This is a genomic window from Streptomyces oryzae (assembly GCF_017676365.1).
Lineage (GTDB): Bacteria > Actinomycetota > Actinomycetes > Streptomycetales > Streptomycetaceae > Streptomyces > Streptomyces oryzae.
The window spans coordinates 1-18,606 of the sequence record NZ_JADKMA010000156.1 but is presented as its reverse complement, the minus strand read 5'-3'; the positions used below and the strand labels follow the sequence as shown (position 1 = coordinate 18,606).

21 protein-coding genes and 1 tRNA gene are annotated in these 18,606 nt (G+C 69.7%); 16 read left to right on the top strand and 6 right to left on the bottom strand.

Annotated features, from left to right (window positions below; all coding sequences use genetic code 11):
• Positions 1 to 65: 65 nt before the first annotated feature.
• The 4 genes from ITI46_RS25285 to ITI46_RS25270 all read left to right on the top strand — a co-directional run bounded on the left by ITI46_RS25285 (position 66) and on the right by ITI46_RS25270 (position 3,304).
• Positions 66 to 137, top strand: a tRNA-Arg gene (locus ITI46_RS25285).
• A gap of 549 nt (positions 138 to 686) precedes the next feature.
• Positions 687 to 1,478, top strand: a complete 792-nt coding sequence (locus ITI46_RS25280; protein WP_209242105.1) for a hypothetical protein — start codon at positions 687 to 689, stop codon at positions 1,476 to 1,478.
• Between the two features lie 203 nt (positions 1,479 to 1,681).
• Positions 1,682 to 2,005, top strand: coding sequence for a hypothetical protein (locus ITI46_RS25275; RefSeq protein ID WP_209242103.1), 324 nt, complete (start codon positions 1,682 to 1,684; stop codon positions 2,003 to 2,005).
• 198 nt (positions 2,006 to 2,203) lie between these two features.
• Positions 2,204 to 3,304 (top strand): branched-chain amino acid aminotransferase, encoded by a 1,101-nt coding sequence (locus ITI46_RS25270; RefSeq protein ID WP_209242101.1) that lies wholly within the window; start codon positions 2,204 to 2,206, stop codon positions 3,302 to 3,304.
• 78 nt (positions 3,305 to 3,382) lie between these two features.
• Here ITI46_RS25270 and ITI46_RS25265 read toward each other — a convergent pair whose 3' ends face one another.
• A complete protein-coding gene (locus ITI46_RS25265) occupies positions 3,383 to 4,408 on the bottom strand; it encodes a DUF8094 domain-containing protein (protein ID WP_209242100.1) in 1,026 nt (341 codons plus the stop codon).
• A 303-nt stretch (positions 4,409 to 4,711) separates the two neighbouring features.
• Entirely contained in the window at positions 4,712 to 5,686 is a 975-nt protein-coding gene (locus tag ITI46_RS25260) for a universal stress protein (RefSeq protein ID WP_307808320.1), read from the bottom strand.
• A gap of 321 nt (positions 5,687 to 6,007) precedes the next feature.
• Between ITI46_RS25260 and ITI46_RS25255 the strand changes: the two genes are divergently transcribed.
• The 5 genes from ITI46_RS25255 (at position 6,008) to ITI46_RS25235 (ending at position 8,984) form a co-directional block, all read left to right on the top strand.
• Positions 6,008 to 6,409, top strand: a complete 402-nt coding sequence (locus ITI46_RS25255; protein ID WP_209242098.1) for a rodlin — start codon at positions 6,008 to 6,010, stop codon at positions 6,407 to 6,409.
• 449 nt (positions 6,410 to 6,858) lie between these two features.
• Positions 6,859 to 7,095: a chaplin gene (locus ITI46_RS25250; protein ID WP_209242096.1), complete on the top strand. Its 237-nt coding sequence runs from the start codon at positions 6,859 to 6,861 to the stop codon at positions 7,093 to 7,095.
• 155 nt (positions 7,096 to 7,250) lie between these two features.
• On the top strand, positions 7,251 to 7,901 hold the full coding sequence (locus tag ITI46_RS35035) for a chaplin (RefSeq protein WP_247746562.1): 651 nt from the start codon (positions 7,251 to 7,253) through the stop codon (positions 7,899 to 7,901).
• A 253-nt stretch (positions 7,902 to 8,154) separates the two neighbouring features.
• Positions 8,155 to 8,436 (top strand): hypothetical protein, encoded by a 282-nt coding sequence (locus ITI46_RS25240; RefSeq protein WP_209242094.1) that lies wholly within the window; start codon positions 8,155 to 8,157, stop codon positions 8,434 to 8,436.
• Between the two features lie 140 nt (positions 8,437 to 8,576).
• Entirely contained in the window at positions 8,577 to 8,984 is a 408-nt protein-coding gene (locus ITI46_RS25235; RefSeq protein ID WP_209242107.1) for a rodlin, read from the top strand.
• A 140-nt stretch (positions 8,985 to 9,124) separates the two neighbouring features.
• On the opposite strand, the gene ITI46_RS25230 is transcribed toward ITI46_RS25235, so the two are convergent.
• On the bottom strand, positions 9,125 to 9,571 hold the full coding sequence (locus ITI46_RS25230; protein WP_209242092.1) for a hypothetical protein: 447 nt from the start codon (positions 9,569 to 9,571) through the stop codon (positions 9,125 to 9,127).
• Between the two features lie 277 nt (positions 9,572 to 9,848).
• On the opposite strand from ITI46_RS25230, the gene ITI46_RS25225 reads away from it, so the two are divergent.
• Entirely contained in the window at positions 9,849 to 10,346 is a 498-nt protein-coding gene (locus ITI46_RS25225) for a DUF5949 family protein (RefSeq protein ID WP_209242090.1), read from the top strand.
• A gap of 19 nt (positions 10,347 to 10,365) precedes the next feature.
• Here the strand turns inward: ITI46_RS25225 and ITI46_RS25220 are convergent, their stop codons facing one another.
• Positions 10,366 to 10,911, bottom strand: a complete 546-nt coding sequence (locus ITI46_RS25220; protein WP_209242088.1) for a carboxymuconolactone decarboxylase family protein — start codon at positions 10,909 to 10,911, stop codon at positions 10,366 to 10,368.
• 80 nt (positions 10,912 to 10,991) lie between these two features.
• Between ITI46_RS25220 and ITI46_RS25215 the strand changes: the two genes are divergently transcribed.
• Positions 10,992 to 11,486, top strand: coding sequence for a MarR family winged helix-turn-helix transcriptional regulator (locus tag ITI46_RS25215; protein WP_209242086.1), 495 nt, complete (start codon positions 10,992 to 10,994; stop codon positions 11,484 to 11,486).
• Positions 11,487 to 11,503: 17 nt separating this feature from the next.
• Here ITI46_RS25215 and dnaK read toward each other — a convergent pair whose 3' ends face one another.
• Entirely contained in the window at positions 11,504 to 13,528 is a 2,025-nt protein-coding gene (gene dnaK, locus ITI46_RS25210) for a molecular chaperone DnaK (RefSeq protein WP_209242084.1), read from the bottom strand.
• A 52-nt stretch (positions 13,529 to 13,580) separates the two neighbouring features.
• Entirely contained in the window at positions 13,581 to 14,690 is a 1,110-nt protein-coding gene (locus ITI46_RS25205; protein ID WP_209242082.1) for a ferritin-like domain-containing protein, read from the bottom strand.
• A 247-nt stretch (positions 14,691 to 14,937) separates the two neighbouring features.
• On the opposite strand from ITI46_RS25205, the gene ITI46_RS25200 reads away from it, so the two are divergent.
• The 5 genes from ITI46_RS25200 to ITI46_RS25180 form a co-directional block, all read left to right on the top strand.
• Positions 14,938 to 15,885: an AurF N-oxygenase family protein gene (locus ITI46_RS25200; RefSeq protein WP_209242080.1), complete on the top strand. Its 948-nt coding sequence runs from the start codon at positions 14,938 to 14,940 to the stop codon at positions 15,883 to 15,885.
• A gap of 197 nt (positions 15,886 to 16,082) precedes the next feature.
• Positions 16,083 to 16,826, top strand: a complete 744-nt coding sequence (locus ITI46_RS25195; RefSeq protein ID WP_209242079.1) for a TetR/AcrR family transcriptional regulator — start codon at positions 16,083 to 16,085, stop codon at positions 16,824 to 16,826.
• 82 nt (positions 16,827 to 16,908) lie between these two features.
• Entirely contained in the window at positions 16,909 to 17,547 is a 639-nt protein-coding gene (soxR, locus tag ITI46_RS25190; RefSeq protein ID WP_247746561.1) for a redox-sensitive transcriptional activator SoxR, read from the top strand.
• A gap of 4 nt (positions 17,548 to 17,551) precedes the next feature.
• Positions 17,552 to 17,836: a DUF8847 domain-containing protein gene (locus tag ITI46_RS25185; protein WP_209242077.1), complete on the top strand. Its 285-nt coding sequence runs from the start codon at positions 17,552 to 17,554 to the stop codon at positions 17,834 to 17,836.
• 172 nt (positions 17,837 to 18,008) lie between these two features.
• The coding region (locus ITI46_RS25180) for a protein kinase domain-containing protein (protein ID WP_209242075.1) at positions 18,009 to 18,606 on the top strand (598 nt) is incomplete at its 3' end.

Genomic DNA, 18,606 nt, shown 5'->3' with positions numbered 1-18,606 from the left:
GAACCCGTTCCTGCCCACCCCCAGTGACCTGGTAGTGTTCTACCTGTCGCCGCCCAGACGGCCACGCCCCCGTAGCTCAGGGGATAGAGCAACGGCCTCCGGAGCCGTGTGCGCAGGTTCGAATCCTGCCGGGGGTACTTTGATTCAAGTGCCGAAACGCCCTGTAACCAGGCTTGATGCTGGTTGCGGGGCGTTTGTCGTGTGGAGGGTGGGACCGACTTTGGTCCGGGCATGGCCAAAGCCCCGGAGGTCTCCGGGGCTTGCCGTTGGTCGGTCACTCGCTGTTCGTGCGTCCCTGCGTCGGGACACAAAAACAGTCCCCGGAGTCCTCACCGTTGCCATCAACCTCAGTCGTCGCTGAGGCTCCGGTAGCGAGGGGCTTCGGGGGCCTGGCCAGATCCTGCGAGAACCTCTTGCCGATGAACGTCTCCACCGACGGTGCGATTCTCCGGTTTTCTGGTGTATTTCCCAGTTTCCACGCTATATGGCCCGCGTCAAGAGGTCGCGGTGTTCTCGTCCGCAGTTCGTGCACGGGAGGCGCCCTGTTGCGCGGCTATGACTCGGTCGGGGTTGCCCTTCGATGTCGCGGATCTAGAGTCTCCGGCCGGGACGCGAGCCGAGGGCCGGCGCCGGAGGGAGTGTGCTCGGCGGGCTCGGGTTGATGGGCGAGAGCTGACGGGGGAGAGATGATCAAGCGTTCGCGGATTCTGCTCGGTGCGGTCGCGGCCGGCGCCCTGGCCACGGCGGGCACCTTCACGGCGATGGGGGCCGAGGACGGCGGGACGGGAAAGAGCGGCGCCGAGGCCGCCTCGGCGGGGGCCGGGATCTCCACCAAGGGCGGATCGGCGGCAGCCGGTACGTACAACGAATTCTCCCGGCTCGACAAGCGCTCGGCGGGGCAGTTCGGGTCGGGGGACTCGGTGGCCGGGCAGTGGTCCTGGCGTACGGAGCCGTCCGGGGAGTACACGATCAACTGGGAGCAGAAGGAGCCGGAGAACCGGGAGCGGTTCCGCCGTTCCAAGGACGGGGAGTGGCTGCTGCTGGACGGCTGGGGGAAGAAGGGCCACACCTATTACGAGCAGCGCGTCACCACCGAGAAGGCTGGTGACGCGGAGTGTACGAACATGAGGGCGCTGCCCTCCGAAGGCGAGCGCCAGCACTATGTGCGCTGGAACATTCCCGCTGAGGGCTACTGCCTGGACGCCAAAGGCACCATCCAGGAGGAGAAGGGCGGCAAGATCATCAACTTCCGCCATCGGCAGGTCTGGTCGCCGCCGGAGCCATGTGCGAACGCCACCTTCAAGGACCGGGTGTGCATCACCCAGCACGAGATCTGGTGGGACGACAACAACCACCCGTACGAGAAGACCCTGGACCGCAAGGTGCAGCTTGCGAAGGGGCTGGGCATGGCCTTCCGGATCGACCAGAGCTTCCCGAAGCAGTGGTCGGCCGAGATGACGAAGCAGTGGGATTACTGATTCCCACCTTCGAGGCCGATCCCATGGGCTGCGTCGGCCTCCAACTCAAGCTGGTGCGGGGCGGGTTGATGGGTTGTGAGGTGCTGGTGCAGGGCTTGCGGTGGAGTGCGGGGTGAGTGAGGATCTGACCGATAAGGCGCGTCCGGGGGTGCGGGTCGGGCGGTGACGCCTGCTTTCCGTACCACCAACGGGGAGGACAGCCCATGTTCCGACTTCGGCCCGCTCTGGGTGCACTGGCGGCCGGTGCCGCTCTGTTCGTCGTGCCTGCTCACGCCGCGGCGGCGGCCGGGCCTGCTTCGGAAGCGCCCACGTCGGCGCCGCGCGTCCTCGGCGCCTGCGCCGAGCTGACCGATCAGGGGCCGGGCTGGGCCGCGTTGCGCAACGACTGCGGGGTGGAGATCAGCGCCTCCGTCCAGCTGAGCTCCGGAGCGAACCCCAAGTGCGTGGCCATACCCGCGAACGGCACGGGCACCGTGCACTGGAAGGGACACGGCACCGCCGAGTACGCGTACGACTGCTTGACGTAGCGGGCGACGCCGGGCGGCGAGGACGGGCCGGTCCGCCGTACCGCGGGCGCACCGCCGGCGCACCGCGGACGTACCGACGGCATGCCGGGCGCACCGCCCGCGTACGGCGGACGTACCGCGGGTCGGCCAGGACCCTGGCGGGGTCCGGCGACTTACGATGCCCGGGCCGGTCGTGGTGGGTGGCGGGAGGAGTCGGGCGTGAGCGCTGAGTTTGCCGTGGTGCGGAGTGGGCGGCCCGTGGGCGCCGAGGAACGGGCAGCGATTCTGGCGGCGCCGGGTTTCGGGCGGTATTTCACCGATCACATGACCTCGGCCACCTGGACGGCCGACGGCGGCTGGGCGGGGCACAAAGTGGGGCCGCTGGAGCCGTTCCAGCTGCACCCCAGTGCCGCGGTGCTGCACTACGCGCAGGAGATCTTCGAGGGGCTGAAGGCGTACCGGCACGGGGACGGCAGTGTGTGGCTGTTCCGGCCGGACGCCAACGCCCGGCGCTTCGCGCGGTCGGCGCGCCGGCTGGCGTTGCCGGTGCTGCCTGAGGAGGACTTCGTCGCCGGGGTCGCCACGCTGGTTGAGGTGGACGAGCCGTGGGTTCCGCAGCCCGCCGGGGAGGAGAGCCTGTATCTGCGGCCGTTCATGTTCGCTTCCGAGGCGTTCCTCGGGGTGCGGCCCGCAGCGCGGGTCGAGTACGCCGTGATCGCCAGCCCCGCGGGGCCGTACTTCGAGTCCGGGATCACCGGGGTCACCCTGTGGGTGAGCAGCACCTACACCCGTGCGGCCGAGGGCGGTACGGGGGCCGCCAAGTGCGGCGGCAACTACGCCGGGAGCCTGGCCGCGCAGCGCGAGGCGGCGGAGCACGGCTGCGATCAGGTGCTGTATCTGGACAGCGCCGGCAAGGGCAACATCGAGGAGTCGGGCACGATGAATCTGCTCCTAATCACCTCGGACGGCCGCCTGGTCACGCCTGAGCTGGGCACGATTCTGGAAGGCGTCACCCGTGACACTCTGCTGGCGCTGGCCGGTGAGCACGGGCTGACCCCGGTGGAGCGGTCGGTCGGCATCGAGGAGCTGCGCTCGGGGATCGCCGACGGCAGCATCGCCGAGGCGTTCGCGGCGGGCACGGCGGCCGTGGTGACACCGATCACCGGGTTCAAGGGCGTGGGCCACGACGGTGAGGACTACGAGGTAACCGTCGGTGACGGCTCACCGGGCAGGAAGACGGTCGAGCTGCGGGAGCACGTACTGGATATCCAGTACGGCCGTGCGCAGGACACGCGCGGCTGGCTGCACCGCGTCTGCTAGGAGGCTTGTCGCGCCCACGCGGCGGCGCCGCATGAATACAGGCCCGCGCCCCATTGACGCGTCTCCCCTGGGGCGCCGTCACCGTGAGTCCACCAGCGCGTACTTGGCCGAGAGCACCGCTGGCCGCCCGTTCCGGGGCAGGTGGGCGAGGGCCTGGCCGTGGAAGGTGCTGACGACGGTGGACCGCGGCGCGGGGTCGTAGACGGCCTCCTCGTCGGACGGCGTGAGCTGGAGGCCGGGGCGGGTGACGCTCAGCCGCTGTTCGTGTGCCAGCGGAACGACGGCCAGCACTCCCCCGTCGGCGGTGCGCAGCGCATAGCTGTCGCGGTGCCGGGGCCGCACCGGTACGAAGCGTCTTCGGGCACCCTCCGCGCCGAGTTCGTCGTCGCGGTGCAGATAAGTGGAACGGGCCTCCTTTGTCACGGCGTTGGGGGCGAGCGCTGCCGCTTCGTCGTCGCCGCCGGTCTGCCACAGGTCCTCGTAGGTCCCGGGAACGTCGTTCGGGCGCAGGGCGCCGCTCCTGGAGCCCGTATCGGCTTCGGTCGCGAGACCGGCGCGCGTCGTGGCGATGCGGGGCAGCCGCCCGGCCTGGAGCGGGAGCGCGGCGTGCAGGCGCCAGCTGCCCACAGGGTGCTGGTTCCCGCCGCCGGCCCGCCGTTCCCCGGCGAAGACCAGCACGGTCTCCTGCGGCGTCGGCGCGGTACGGGTGGCGGTCACCAGGAACCAGGAGGTGCCCGCGGGGATATGGAAGGTCGGCTTCCGGTAGCGGGTGGGGTGGGCGAACGGGGCGCGGTCATGCCGTGAGAGGGCGTCGTACTGCCGGTAGCCCGCCTTGGACCGTTCCAGCACGTTGCCGGCCGCGACCTTGGCGAGCAGTTCCGCGTCCCGGGTGCGGTCGGCCCTGGTGGCGATCTTTTCGTAGCGGTGCAGGACGCGCCGCGCCTGGGCGAGGGTCACGGCGCCGCGCGGGCCCGGCGAACGGCCCGTACGCCCATCACCGTCACGCGCACCACGAGCGTCCCGAGCCCCGCCCGCCGCACCGCCCCGGTCCCGCGTCTGCCAGCCGCCACAGCCCGCCGCCGTACCGGCGAGCAGCACGGCCATGGCCAGGAGCACGATTCCGGCGGCTCGGGCCCGTCCGGCCCGTGCACGGGGAGACGGACGGCGAAGAAGACTGCGAAGCAGGGGGCGACAGCAGGCACGCATGGTGGGGGGCTCCTGGGTGCAAGGCCGGAAGGGTGGTCACGGCCGGTGCCACCGGGCGAGGAACGCTGCTCGGAGACCCGGACCTGCCTTCCGGTCCACGTCCAGGAAGGATGCCTCAACTCCCCCGAATGATCAGCACATCGAGCAGAATCGGACCCTGGACGGCGGCCTTTCCCGCCACGTCATCCCTCAGCACGCCCGTCAGTACGCCCCGTCAGTACGCCCGCGCGGCGCGTGCCGGTGCCCACGCCCGCCCCCGCGCTCATGCCGATGTTCGCGCCGGTGCTCACGCCGGTGCTCGCGGTCCGCCCGGACGACCGCCACCGGGCAGTGCGCGTGGTGGAGCACCGCCTGGCTGACCGACCCGAGCAGCAGCCCGGTGAATCCGCCCCTGCCGCGGGCGCCGACGACGAGCAGCTGCGACTCCTCGCTGGCCGCGATGAGCGCCTGCCGGGTGTACTCCTGGACGAGCCGGGGCGTCACCTCCACGTCCGGGTACCTCTCGCGCCAGCCGGCAATCGCCGTCGTCAGCACCCGCTCCTCCTCCGCGCGGTAGAGGTCCACGTCGTAGTACGTGGGGACCTGGATGCTCGGTCCGGCAGCGATGGGGCCCTGCCAGGCGTTCCAGTTGTGCAGTGCGACGAGTTCGGCACCGCGCAGTGACGCCTCCTTGAAGGCCCAGCCGACGGCCGCGTCACCCACCTCGGAACCGTCCACTCCGAGCAGCACCGGTCCGGTCGGGTGCTTCCTGCCACGGGTGACCAGCACGGGACACTCGGCGTGTGCGGTGAGATAGACCGCCACGGAGCCGACGAGCAGGCCGGTGAAGCCGCCGAGGCCGCGGGTCCCGACGACCACGAGGTCGGCGTCGCGCGACTCGGCGGTGAGGACGGAGAGCGGCTCCCCGGAGATGACCTCGTGGGTGACCTCGACCGTCGGCTGAGAGCTTTTGGCGCGGGCCGCGGCCTCCTCCGCCGTACGGTGTGCGAGGCTGCGCAGCCCGGCTTCGGGCGGGCCCATGGTGGACGGCCCGAGGGGCACCTTCGTCGTCGGCCAGACGAACGCGTGCACGACGTGCAGCGAGCCGCCGCGCAGCTTCGCCTCCCGGGCGGCGACGTCCACGGCCTCCAGGCTCGACGGAGAGCCGTCGACTCCCACCACGACCGTCCCACTCACGACGCGCCCCTCTCCGGCCCTTCTGGGCCTCTCCGGAACCCGCCTTCCGCCGCGCTCCCTGCCTCCGCGTGCCCTTCTTCCATCCCTCCAGGCATACCGCCCACGTGCCGGAACGGCAGGGACGGCTGGCCCGAACGGGCGGCCCGGCGTGAGGCCCGTCCCCCTCCCAGCAATCGCTCCCCTCGGGGTCGGGCCGATGAACGGAGGATCACATCACCGCAGGTGGGAGCGTTGTCGTCCGAGTGAACCTGCGCAACCAACCCCGTGCGGCCCAGTTGTCCAGTGCGCTCCGCGTCCGAGCTCCACGTCAGGAGGACAATAATGATCAAGAACGCGCTGGCCACTGCCGCCGCCGCAACAGCGGTCGTCGGCGTGGCCGCTCCCCAGGCCGCGGCCATCGGCAACGACCACGGCACCACCACGGTGAACGGCAACGGAGCGGCCCAGATGTACGGGAACTCCGCTACCTACGGGAACTGGAGCCCCCAGTTCGCGCTGATCCAGGGCTCGTTGAACAAGCCCTGCATCGCGATTCCGGACAAGATCAACGTGGGCTCCCTCATCGGGCTCATCCCGATCACTGTTCAGGACATCAACATTCTGTCCAGCCCGCAGACCCAGAAGTGCGTCGAGAACTCCTCCCAGGTCAAGGGAGACGAGCCGCTCTCGCACATCCTTCAGGACATTCCCCTCCTCTCCGGTAACGGCACCGGAAACCGCTGAGGCGACTCCGGCCGCGGCCGGAGCGGAACGCGGGCATGGGCCCGGGGCGTGCACGCCCCGGGCCTTTCGCTGTTTCCGTCACCGGCCGCGGTTTCCGCCACCGGCCTTTTCCCGTTCACGCATTCCATTTCCTCCGCAGCATCTGCCCCCGCAATATCTGCCTCCGCAGCATCGGGAATCGGCCTTCCCCCTGCGGGCCGCCCACGGAAATTGACGACGATCACCCGTCCAGCGGATTGCCCTCGGCCCGGCACATCACATCGAGTGACGTGGCCGGCCTGATCCATTACGCCATCAGAGCGACGAGGCAGCTAATTCGGCATAACTCGTGTCGTACGGATCGCGGCATCGTTACGAATGGCGACAGCGGAGTTGCGGGCGATCAGCCAGCACTCGTGGACCTACGAAATCCGTGGTCCAGGGAAACCCGCTTGAGAAAGGACTCCCACGTGAAGTACACGAAGGTCGCGACCGTTGCCGCAGGCACGCTGATGGCCCTGGGCACCGCCGCCGCTCCGGCCCTCGCAGACTCGGGTGCCCAGGGCGGCGCCGCCAACTCCCCCGGTGTCATCTCGGGCAATGTCGTCCAGGTGCCGATTCACGTTCCGGTCCAGGTGTGCGGCAACACCGTGAACATCATCGCCCTGCTCAACCCGGCGTTCGGCAACACCTGCGTCGCCGACTGACACCGCCCGCCCTCGTGAGCGGGAACCAGCTCGGACCGGCTCCGGTGCGTGGGACGTGGAGCTCGCGCGCCGGAGCCGTCCGGTCTCCTGAGACGCGGATGAGGGATTGCGACAATTCCGCGCCTTCCGCACCAGACTGAGAGCAGGAAGAGACCATGCGAAAGGTCTTGAGCAAGAGCCTTCTGACGGCGGCAGCCACGACCGGGGCGCTCGCCGGCGCCGCCGGTTACGCGCAGGCCGACGCGGGAGCCGGTGGTGGCGCCGCCGGCTCCCCGGGCTTCGGGTCGGGCAACGTCGTCAAGGCTCCGGTGCACGTGCCGGCCAGCGTCTGCGGCAACACGATCGACGTGGTCGGCGCGCTGAACCCGTCCTTCGGCAACCACTGCGGCCCAGGACACATCAGCAGGACGCCCTCGCACCACCAGCCGCCCGCACAGGGCCCGAAGAAGCCCCCGCAGCGGGCCGAGGAGCAGCCTCCGAAGGGGGCCCAGGAGCAGCCACCCGTACGCGCCCCGGAGAAGCCCGCCCCGCAGAAGCCGGCCGACCAGGTGGAGAACCGCACCGAGAAGCCCGCAGGCCACCGGCACGCTGAGGAGCGGGCGCCTGAGGCAGCGAAGGCGGCGCCGGCTCGCCCGGCGCACGAGGCGGCTCCGGCCGCTCCGCGAGCGGCGGAGCACGAGGTCGCGGCTGCCGAGTCGCTGGCGGAGACCGGTGCGGGTGGCGCCTGGGGCACGGCCGCGCTCGGCGTCGGCACGCTGCTCGGCGGACTGGTGCTCTACCGGCGCGCCACCCCGCGCCGTATGTGACCCGTATCCGCCGCAGCGCTCACCACGGCCGCTCGCCACAGTGTCGCCGCGGCCGACCGGCACTCGAGGCACCCGAGCCGACGGGGGCTCAAAGCACCCGCGCATCGCGGAACGGCTTCGCACTTAGCACGCTGTTCCGCGATGCGCCCGTGACACACAACGGCGAGATGGGTGCGGTTTCCGGCCTTCCCGAGTCCGCACCACGGCAGGCACCGTCGGAAAATCGCCCAGTTTCCGGGAGAAGAAAAACTCTATGAAGTACAGGAAGACCGCTGCTGTCGTCGCAGGTTCTGTGATGGCTCTGAGCGCCGCGCCATCCGCATTTGCCGGCGAATCCACCGCCGGTCCGCGCGCAAGTCTCAACGGCGGTCTCGACTATGCACTCGGAAGCGGCGAACTGCTCTCCTCCTCTCCCCCGGTGGGTGTGGATGGCCCGCAGTTCGATGCCCTGGTCGACGCAGTGAAGCGCCCGCTGCAGAGCGGAAAGCTGATCGGCGGCCAGAATCTGCTGGGCGGTCTTCCGCCGGCCGAGTGACAGTCCGGCGCCGGTAATGGATTTACGGGTCACGGCGTACACACCATTCAGGTGAAAAGGAAAAACTCACGAAGCGGAAGACAGTTAGACCCGGCGTCCCAGACTTCCGCACCATTCCAGGAAGAACGGTAGAACCCATGATGAAGAAGGCCCTGTCCACCGCTACGGTGGCCCTCTCGCTCGTCGGCATCTCGGCGATGGCCGCCCCGCAGGCGCTGGCCACCGGCAACGACACCGGCACCACCACGGTGAACGGCAACGGCGCCGACCACAACGAAGGCAACGCCGCCACCTACGGCAATCTGAGCCCGCAGAACCAGTTGATCCAGGGCTCCCTGAACAGGATCTGCGCCCTGCCGTTCGAGAAGATCAACATCGGCTCGCTCATCGGCCTGATCCCGATCACCGTTCAGGACATCAACATCCTGTCCGCCTACCAGTCCCAGAAGTGCTCGGACAACTCGTCCCAGGCCAAGGGCGACGAGCCGCTGTCGCACATCCTGGACGACATCCAGGCCCTGTCCGCCAACGGCGAGCGCAACCGCTGAGCCACCGGACCCCAGGTCGAAGCGGGGACTTCATAGAAGAAGCCACCGGCATCCAGCCGGTGGCTTCTTCGTGTGCCGCCCCTCGCGTGCTGCCGGCCCTGCACCTGCGTACTGCCTGCGCTGCGCCGGGTGACGCGGTCTCAGCGCCGCAGCGTGTCCGTCAGGTTGGTGACCGTCGGACCGACGAGGGGGAGATCGCCGAGGGAGGCGCCGCGGGCGAGCGGGCCGGTGACGGCGGCAGTGCTCAGCGGGCGGAAGTCGGCGATCTGAGTGCCGACGGAGTTGTCCAGCGGGTCCGTACCGGTGTTGGCCAGCGGGTCGAGTTGGAGGTCGTTGACCGCCTTCAGCGTGCTGCCGAGCGCTACGCCGGTGCCCCGCACCGTGCCCCGGACGGGCGTCGTGAGACCGTCGACCAGGGCATCAACCGCGACGTCACCGCCGGTTTTCCCCGCGCCGCCCTGCTCGGCGGCCCCGGCCGCCGGAGCGGCCGAGCCGAGGGCCGCGCCGACGGCCACGACGAGTGCCCCGGCCCGGGCCAAGGCGCGTGGGGAGGGTGCTTTGTGACGGGCGGTTCCGGAGTTCAACATGTTCACCACCGTGTACGAGTTGCCCACAGCGTGGGCAACGTGCTGTGACCATTCAGCTCCCAAGCGTAGTCGCCCCGGTTCAGGGGATGCCCCAACCCGCAGGGGCCCGGCGGGGGTTCCGGGTGCCACATGCCATCCGTGGGTGACAGCCGTCAGCGCTCGGGGGACGCACAGCTGACCGACCGTACGCTCGGTGGCATGCTCGGGCGCCAAAGGTGGTCATTCAGGGTGATTCTGGCATCAGGTGCGGCCCGTCTCGCCACTAAGGTGCCCCTTCATGACCTCCCTCCAGGCCGCCCAGGGCGGCATTCAGCAACAGCTCGGCACCCTCAGCGTGGTCGGCTGGGCCGGTGAGTACGGAGACGGACGGGACATGGCCTTCCTGCTCGTCTTCTCGCTCGGCGACGGCACGGGCAGCCAGGAGGAGACTGCCGCCGCACTGCGGCAGCTCGCCGGGACTGCCGGTCTGACGGTCGGCGGCGACGTCGTGGACGCCACCTCCGCCGGGCGGCAGTTCCCGGTCACCGCGCTCGTCGAGGGCGGACAAGTGGCGCTGACGATGCCGAAGATGTCGGTGCAGTACTCGACGCCGCCCGAGTGGATTGCCGCGGCGCAGGACCGTGGACACATCTACTTCCTGCTGGCGACCCGGCCCTGGTCGCAGGTGCACCTCGGCAACGAGATCCAACAGGAGGCGCTGCGCGAGTTCCTGAGCGAGGAGGTGCTGTCCACCTCGGCGCACTGTCTGCTCCCGGTGCGACGGCTCGCACGCTGAACGCGACCGTTGTCAGGCGTCAGGCGTACGGCTCCAGCTCCGCGTCGACAGGTGCGCCGGTGAGCCTGTTGGCCAGCGTGGAGAGGGTGTAGGCGCCGATGCCGAGGACGACTTCGAGGGCCTGCTCCGGGGTGTACCCCTGAGCGGCGAACGCGTCGAGCGCCCCGGCACCCACGTCCCCCGCCCGGTCGAGGACCTCCGTGGTGAAGACGCGGACGGCTTCCAGACGTTCGTCGGGGAGCGGGCGGGACTCGCGCAGGGCGTCGATCAGTTCCTCGCCAGCCTCCAGGGCGCGGAGCTTACGGGTGTGCATGGCGACGCACAGATGGCATCCGTTGCGGGTCGCGACAGTGAGGATGACGGTCTCGCGCGCCAGCACATCCAGGCTGGTGGCCTCGAAAGCGGCGCTCATCCTGGTGAACGCCTCAAGGGTGTGCGGCGAGACAGCGAGCCGGGCCGTCGCCGCGGGGAGGAAACCGAGGCGCTGCCGGGTGGCCTCCATGATGCGCCTGGAGGTGGCGGGTGCGGACTGCGGAGTGAGTTCAGGAAAGGCTGTTCCGGGCACTACAGGCCCCTCTTCTAGAGTAGTCAACGTGGTTGTCGAAAAGAAGGTAAACCAGGTTGTCGAACTTGTCGAGGGGCGTCATGACTGAGCCGGAGCGGCACGGACGGGAGCGTCGGGAGCGGTGGGGGTTCGAGCTGCCGTTGCTGCTGTTCGCCGGGTTCCGGTCGCTGATCGACCAGTTGCACGCGGAACTGGCCGACCACGGCCATCCCGACCTGCGCCCCGCGTACGGCTTCGCAATGCAGGCCATCGGACGGGACGGGGTGACGGCGAGCGAACTGGGACGGCGACTGGGCGTCTCCAAGCAGGCGGCGGGCAAGACCGTGGACCGGCTGGCCGCGCTGGGCTACGCGGAACGGGTCGCCGACCCGGCCGACGCGCGGCGCAAGCTCGTCCGGCTGACCCCGCGGGGTCAGGACGCACTGGTGCTCTCCGGCGCTGTCTTCGAGGAACTGCGCGGCCAGTGGGGCGACCAGCTGGGCCAGGAGCGGCTGACGGAGCTGGAGGACGCCCTGGAGACCGTGGTGGGCCCGGCGGCCTTCCGGCTGGACGCCGCGGGGTGGTTCGCGGACTGACGAGGGGCCTCGCCCGCCTAGCTCTCCCCTCCCCGGTCCTCCTGGGAGCCGGACTGTGAGCCGGGCTGTGAGCCGGACTGAGGGCCGGACCGGGAGCCGGGTCCTGTCGAGCCGCCAGGGGTGCCAGGCCCGGCGGAGCCGCCGGTCTGCTCGTCGTCGACGATCTCCGCGTCGACGACGTCCTCTTCCGGTGACGCGGTGCCGCCTTGCCCTGCGCCTTCGCCGGCCGGCTGCGCACCCTCCGTACCGCCCTGCCGGCCCTCCTGGGCCTGCGCGTACATCGCGGTGCCGATCTTCTGGGCCGCGGCTGTCGTACGGTCCACCGCCTCGCGCAGCGTCGCGGTGTGCCCGGCGGCGCGGGCCGGGTCGTCGGGGGTCTCGGCCAGCTTCGTCCTGAGGTCGGCGAGCGCCGCCTCGACCTCGGCGCGGGTCTCGGCGGGCACCGCGCCCTCGGCGGTGTCGGCCAGCAGGCGTTCGGTCTGGTAGGCGAGCTGCTCGGCCTGGTTGCGGGTCTCGGCCGACTCCCGGCGCCGCGCGTCCTCCTCGGCGTACTGCTCCGCCTCGCGCATCATGCGCTCGATGTCCTCCTTGGGGAGGCTGGAGCCGCCGGTGACCTGCATCTTCTGTTCCTTGCCCGTCCCCAGGTCCTTCGCCGAGACGTGCATGATCCCGTTCGCGTCGATATCGAAGGTGACCTCGATCTGCGGCACATTCCGCGGAGCCGGCGGCAGACCCGTCAGCTCGAACATGCCCAGCTTCTTGTTGTACGCCGCGATCTCCCGCTCACCCTGGAAGACCTGGATCTGCACCGAGGGCTGGTTGTCCTCGGCAGTGGTGAACGTCTCCGAACGCTTGGTCGGAATCGTCGTGTTGCGCTCGATCAGCTTGGTCATGATGCCGCCCTTGGTCTCGATACCGAGCGACAGCGGCGTCACATCCAGCAGCAGGACGTCCTTGACCTCACCCTTGAGCACACCCGCCTGCAGCGACGCGCCGATGGCGACGACCTCGTCCGGGTTCACACCCTTGTGCGGGTCCCGGCCGGTGAGCTCTTTGACCAGCTCCGTCACCGCGGGCATCCGCGTCGAGCCGCCGACCAGGATCACGTGGTGGATGTCGGACAGTTGCACGTTGGCGTCGTTCACCGCCTGGTGGAACGGTGTCTTGCAGCGCTCCAGCAGGTCTTCGGTCAGCTGCTGGAACTGGGTGCGGCTCAGCTGCTCGTCCAAGTGCAGCGGGCCCTCGGCCGTCGCCGTGATGTAGGGCAGGTTGATCGTCGTCTCGGTGGACGAGGACAGCTCGATCTTCGCCTTCTCGGCCGCTTCACGCAGCCGCTGCACTGCCATCCTGTCCTTGGACAGATCGACGCCGTGGCCGTCCCTGAACCGTTTGACCAGATGGTCGACGATCCGCTGGTCCCAGTCGTCACCACCCAGATGAGTGTCGCCCGCGGTGGCCTTCACCTCCAGGACGCCTTCACCGATCTCCAGCAGCGAGACGTCGAACGTACCGCCGCCGAGGTCGAAGACCAGGACTGTCTGTTCCTCCTCCTTGTCGAGCCCGTAGGCCAGCGCCGCCGCGGTGGGTTCGTTGATGATGCGCAGGACGTTCAGGCCAGCGATCTCGCCGGCTTCCTTGGTGGCCTGCCGCTGTGAGTCGTTGAAGTACGCCGGAACGGTGATGACCGCGTCGGTGACGTCCTGGCCGAGGTAGCTCTCCGCGTCCCGCTTGAGCTTCTGCAGGACGCGAGCGGAGATCTCCTGCGCTGTGAAGGACTTGCCGTCGATACTGCCGGACTGCGGGAAGCGCCAGTCGGCTTCACCCATATGACGCTTCACGGAGCGGGCGGTGCGGTCGACATTGGTGACCGCCTGGCGCTTGGCGACCTCACCTGTCAGCACCTCCCCGCCCTTGGCGAACGCCACCACGGACGGCGTCGTCCGGGCGCCCTCGGCGTTGACGACGACCGTGGGGTCGCCGCCCTCCAGGACGCTGACCACCGAGTTCGTGGTGCCGAGGTCGATTCCGACAGCGCGTGCCATGGCCGTCCTCCTCAGGAGTGCCGGCCTACGCGGGCCGGGAGTGCCGGGCGGGCTACTCCCGAGTCTTGCCCTCCTCGATGGCTTCGGCCACCTCAGCCGTCCGTTCGGCTTCCTCGGCGGCGAAGCGCTCGGCGTCCAGCTTCTCGGCGATCTCCTCGTCCTGGGACATCAGCAGATCGAGGTTCTGGTCGCCCATCTCGAAGACGCCCATGTCGACATAGGCCCGCTGGAGGCGCTCACCCCAAAGGCCGATGTCCCGCACACAGGGGACGATGCGGCTGAAGAGGAGCTTGCGGAAGAGCTGAAGGTACTCGGACTGCTCGCTGAAGGTCTCCGCCTCGGCCCGGGGAACGCCGAAGTTCTCCAGCACCTCGGCGCCCTTGAGCCGGTCGCGCATCAGATAGCAGCCCTCTATGACGAACTCCTCGCGCTCCCGCAGCTCCGCCTCGGACAGCTGCTTGTAGTAGTCCCGCAGCGCCATCCTGCCGAAGGCGACATGGCGGGCCTCGTCCTGCATGACGTACGCGAGGATCTGCTTGGGCAGCGGCTTGTCGGTGGTGTCCCGGATCATGCCGAAGGCGGCCAGCGCCAGGCCCTCGATCAGCACCTGCATGCCCAGATAGGGCATGTCCCAGCGGGAGTCGCGCAGAGTGTCGTCCAGGAGCGACTGGAGGTTGTCGTTGATCGGGTAGAGCATGCCGACCTTCTCGTGGAGAAAGCGGCCGTAGATCTCCGCGTGCCGGGCCTCGTCCATCGTCTGCGTCGCGGAGTAGAACTTCGCGTCCATGTCGGGCACCGACTCCACGATCCGCGCGGCGCACACCATGGCGCCCTGCTCGCCGTGCAGGAACTGGCTGAACTGCCAGGAGGCGTAGTGCCGGCGCAGCTCGCCGCGCTCGGCCCCGTTCATCTTGTCCCAGTAGGGCGTCCCGTAGAGCGTCATGGCCTCATCAGGGGTGCCCAGCGGGTCGTACGGGTCGACCTCCAGGTCCCAGTCGATGCGGCGCTGTCCGTCCCACTGCTTGTCCTTGCCCTTCTGGTACAGGGCCAGCAGGCGGTCGCGCCCGTCGTCGTACTCCCAGGAGAAGCGCGCACTGCCGGAGGCGGGGATCTGCCAGAGAGGCGCTTCGGTTGCGTGCGTATAGAGAGCGTGTGAGGACACGGACTTCTCCTTCAGTCACGAACTGCCCGGTGCGGAACGGGAGCACGGGATCGGAGTCGGTGCCTGACTGCTCCGTACGGGCGGGTAGTTGGCAGGCTCACACGTGTGTTACCGCCGGGTCAACAAGTCGTGCACGGGGGATTGACGTCCTTGCTGACAGGCAGTCTCATAAGAGGGGACAGCAGACGTGACCGCCGGTAACACTCGAACGAGATCGCCGGCACCCCCGACGAAGAGGTGCCTCAGCATGACGACAGCGCCTGACATCCCCGACACGGAGCGCGAGGTGCTCAGGGACGCCCTCGGTCTGCTCAAGGACCGCGAGCAGGTTGCCGAGCGCCTCCTCGAGTCCTCCAGGAAGCACTCCTTCGACCCGGACACCGAACTGGACTGGGACGCGCCGTTCGAGGACGGCAAGTGGTTCTGGCCACCTGAGCTGGTCTCGCTCTACGACACCCCGCTGTGGAAGCGGATGTCCGAGGAGCAGCGGATGGACCTGGCCCGGCACGAGGCGGCCTCGCTCGCCTCACTGGGCATCTGGTTCGAGGTGATCCTGATGCAACTGCTGGTGCGGCACATCTACGACAAGCCGCTGACCAGCAACCACGTCCGCTATGCGCTGACCGAGATCGCCGACGAGTGCCGCCACTCGATGATGTTCGCGCGCCTGATCAAGCGGGGAGGGGCGCCCGCGTATCCCGTCTCCAGGCTGCACCACAACCTGGCGCGGGTGCTCAAGACCGTCTCCACGACCCCCGGTTCGTTCACGGCGACACTGCTGGGCGAGGAAATTCTGGACTGGATGCAGCGGCTGACCTTCCCGGACGAGCGCGTCCAGCCACTGGTGCGCGGCGTGACGCGGATACACGTCATCGAGGAGGCCCGGCACGTGCGCTACGCGCGCGAGGAACTGCGCCGCCAGATGGTCAAGTGCCCGCGCTGGGAGGCCGAACTGACCCGGATCAGCTCGGGCGAGGCCGCCCGCGTCTTCTCCATCTCCTTCGTCAACCCGCAGGTCTACGCGGACGTCGGGCTGGACAAGAAGGAGGCCGTCGCCCAGGTGAGGGCCAGCGGCCACCGCCGCGAGATCATGCAGGCCGGCGCCAAGCGGCTGACCGACTTCCTGGACGACATCGGCGTACTGCGCGGGGTGGGCCGCAGGCTGTGGGTGAGTTCGGGGTTGCTGGCGAAATAGGCGTCGGCCGGTGGGAGCCGGTGGGAGTGGAGGGCTTCGCCGCTGACGCGACGGGACGAGCGGTGAGGGGTGGCCCGAAGGTCGGTTAGGGCTGGTTCGGCGAGGGCTGGTTCGTGAGGGCCGGGTGAAGCGTGTGTGAGGAGCGGCGGCGTACGCGGGGAAGGCCGACGCGCGCCGGGGCCGTTACGCTGCACTGCATGAGCAGCAGCGGCACCGCCCCGGCGTATCGCAGGCTGAGTGTGCACGAGCGGCGCAGCCAGTTGCTCGGACACGCGCTGGGCCTGTTCGCGCACCGGCCGCCCGAGGACGTGTCGTTGGACGACGTCGCGGCCTCCGCGGGGGTGTCGCGCCCGCTCGTCTACCGGTACTTCCCCGGCGGCAAACAGCAGTTGTACGAGGCCGCACTGCGCAGCGCGGCCGACCAGCTGGAGCAGTGCTTCGCCGAGCCGCCCACCGGTCCGCTCACCAACCGGCTGGCCCGCGCGCTCGACCGCTATCTGGCGTTCGTCGACGAGCACGACGCCGGTTTCATGGCACTGATGCAGGGCGGCAGCGTGGTGGAGACCTCGCGCACGAACGCCATAGTGGACGAGGTGCGCAGAAACGCGGCCGAGCAGATCCTCGCCCACTTGACGGACCCGGGCGGCGGCGGGGAGAGCTCTGTGTCCCCACGGCTGCGGATGGCCGTACGGACGTGGATCTCTGCCGTGGAGGCCGCGTCCCTGATCTGGCTGGACGAAGGCAAGCTGCCGCCGCTGCCGCAGCTGCGCGACTGGCTGGTGGACCATTTCGTCGCACTGCTGACCGCCACGGCCGCCGGTGACGCGGAGACCGCCGCTGTGACCCGGCGGGCACTGGCGCTGGAGGAATCCGACGGTGCCGTCGCCGATCTGGTGCGCAGAGTGCTGCCTGTGGTGGCGGACTCCGGGCACCTGATGTGAGGGTGAGCTGCGGTGACGGGGCTGTCCGGGGGCGTCGGCTCCGGACTTAAAGATTACTTGAAGGTGGCATAGGCTGAGGCCCATGCCGTCTCAGCTGTCATGGAAGGCCAAGGAAGCCACCGTCGGAGAGCTGGCCGAGCGCGCCGGTGTCGCCACGTCCACGTTGCGCTTCTACGAGCGTGAAGGGCTCATCCGCAGCCGCCGCACCTCGGGCAACCAACGCCGCTACAGTCGCGACACGCTGCGCCGCGTCGCCTTCATCCGGGCCTCCCAACGGCTCGGCCTGCCGCTCGCCGCCATCCGGGAAGCGCTCTCGCTGCTGCCGGAGGGCCGTACTCCCACCCGGGACGACTGGGCAGCCGTTTCGGAGTGCTGGCGCGAAGACCTCAACCAGCGGATCGCGCTGATGGAGCAGCTCCGCGACCACCTCACCGACTGCATCGGCTGCGGCTGTCTGTCGCTGACGGCGTGCGCGCTGGTCAACCCAGAGGACCGGCTGGGTGAGCAGGGACCCGGAGCCCGCCAGCTCGCCCAGCCTTGCGGACCGGACCCGGCACGTGGCGACCGGTCCGGCGCCTGCGCCGACTCCGACAGCGGTGACCCTTGCGCCGGCTCCGATGGCAGTGATGTCGGCTCCGATGCCAGTGATGGATGCGTCGGCTCGGACACTCGGTCGGACAGTGGGCCGGTTGCGGCCGTACCCAGCGGCGAGAAGGTCTGAGGCAGTGCGCAGCGAGGAGACCACCTTCCGCGGCGGACCGCTGGACGGACGCACCCTGTCGGTTCCGCTTGGCCCGACCGGAAGGCCGCCACGCAGTTACGAGGTCCCGGTGCCGGACCCTGACGGTGGCCCTCCGGCGGTCCACGTGTACCGGCTGGAGCCGTCCTCCGTGAACCGGCTGGGGCTGCCACGTGGCTGGGCGTACGTCTACGAACCGGAGGGGCGCCCCGCAAAGGGGCCCCTGGAGCGGCTGCCGTGGCGGCGCAGGAAGCGCGACGGTGACAGCTGACGGCTGATGCGGCTTGCGGCTTGCGGCTTGCGGCTTGCGGCTTGCGGCTTGCGGCTTGCGGCTTGCGGCCTCGAACGATCGGCCGGCGGGATGCTCTCCGCGGAGCAGGAGGGCGGTTCCGGATGGGCCGCGCAGCCTGGACAGCGCCGTGGAGAGACGGTTTTCTGCTGGCGTGATCGAAGGCATCGCGCGGCTGCGCGAGACGGACCCCCGGCGGCTCGGCCCGTTCCGGCTCTTCGGAGTCCTGGGACAGGGCGGGGCGGGCGCTGTCTACCTGGGCAGGGGCACCCCGCGGCGAGGGGCGCGCAAACGGGCGGCCGCGGTGCGCGCTGTGCGGCCAGAACTGCTGCGCGACCGACAGCTGCGGGCACGGCTGCGGCAGGAGACGGCGCGGGTCGCGAACGCGGTCGACAGCCCATTCGTCGCCGACTTCCTCGGCTGCGAACTCGACAGCGAGCAGCCCTGGACCGCCGAGGCGTTCGTGCCGGGCGTCTCGCTGTCGGCGCTGGTGGCCACGTACGGGCCACTGCCGGAGATGTCCGTCCGCGCACTGGGGGGCGCCTTGGCCCGCGCGCTGGCGGAACTGCACGCGGCCGGAACCGCGCACGGGGATCTGCGGGCCGCGAACGTGCTGCTGACGGCGGAGGGGCCGCGCGTGGTGGATTACGGCATCGCGCTGGGGAGAAGTTCCGCGGGGTTCGGTGGTGCGGGGGGTGTGGGTGGTTTCGGTGGTGTGAGTGGTTTCGGTGGTGCGGGCGGCTTTGGCGGGG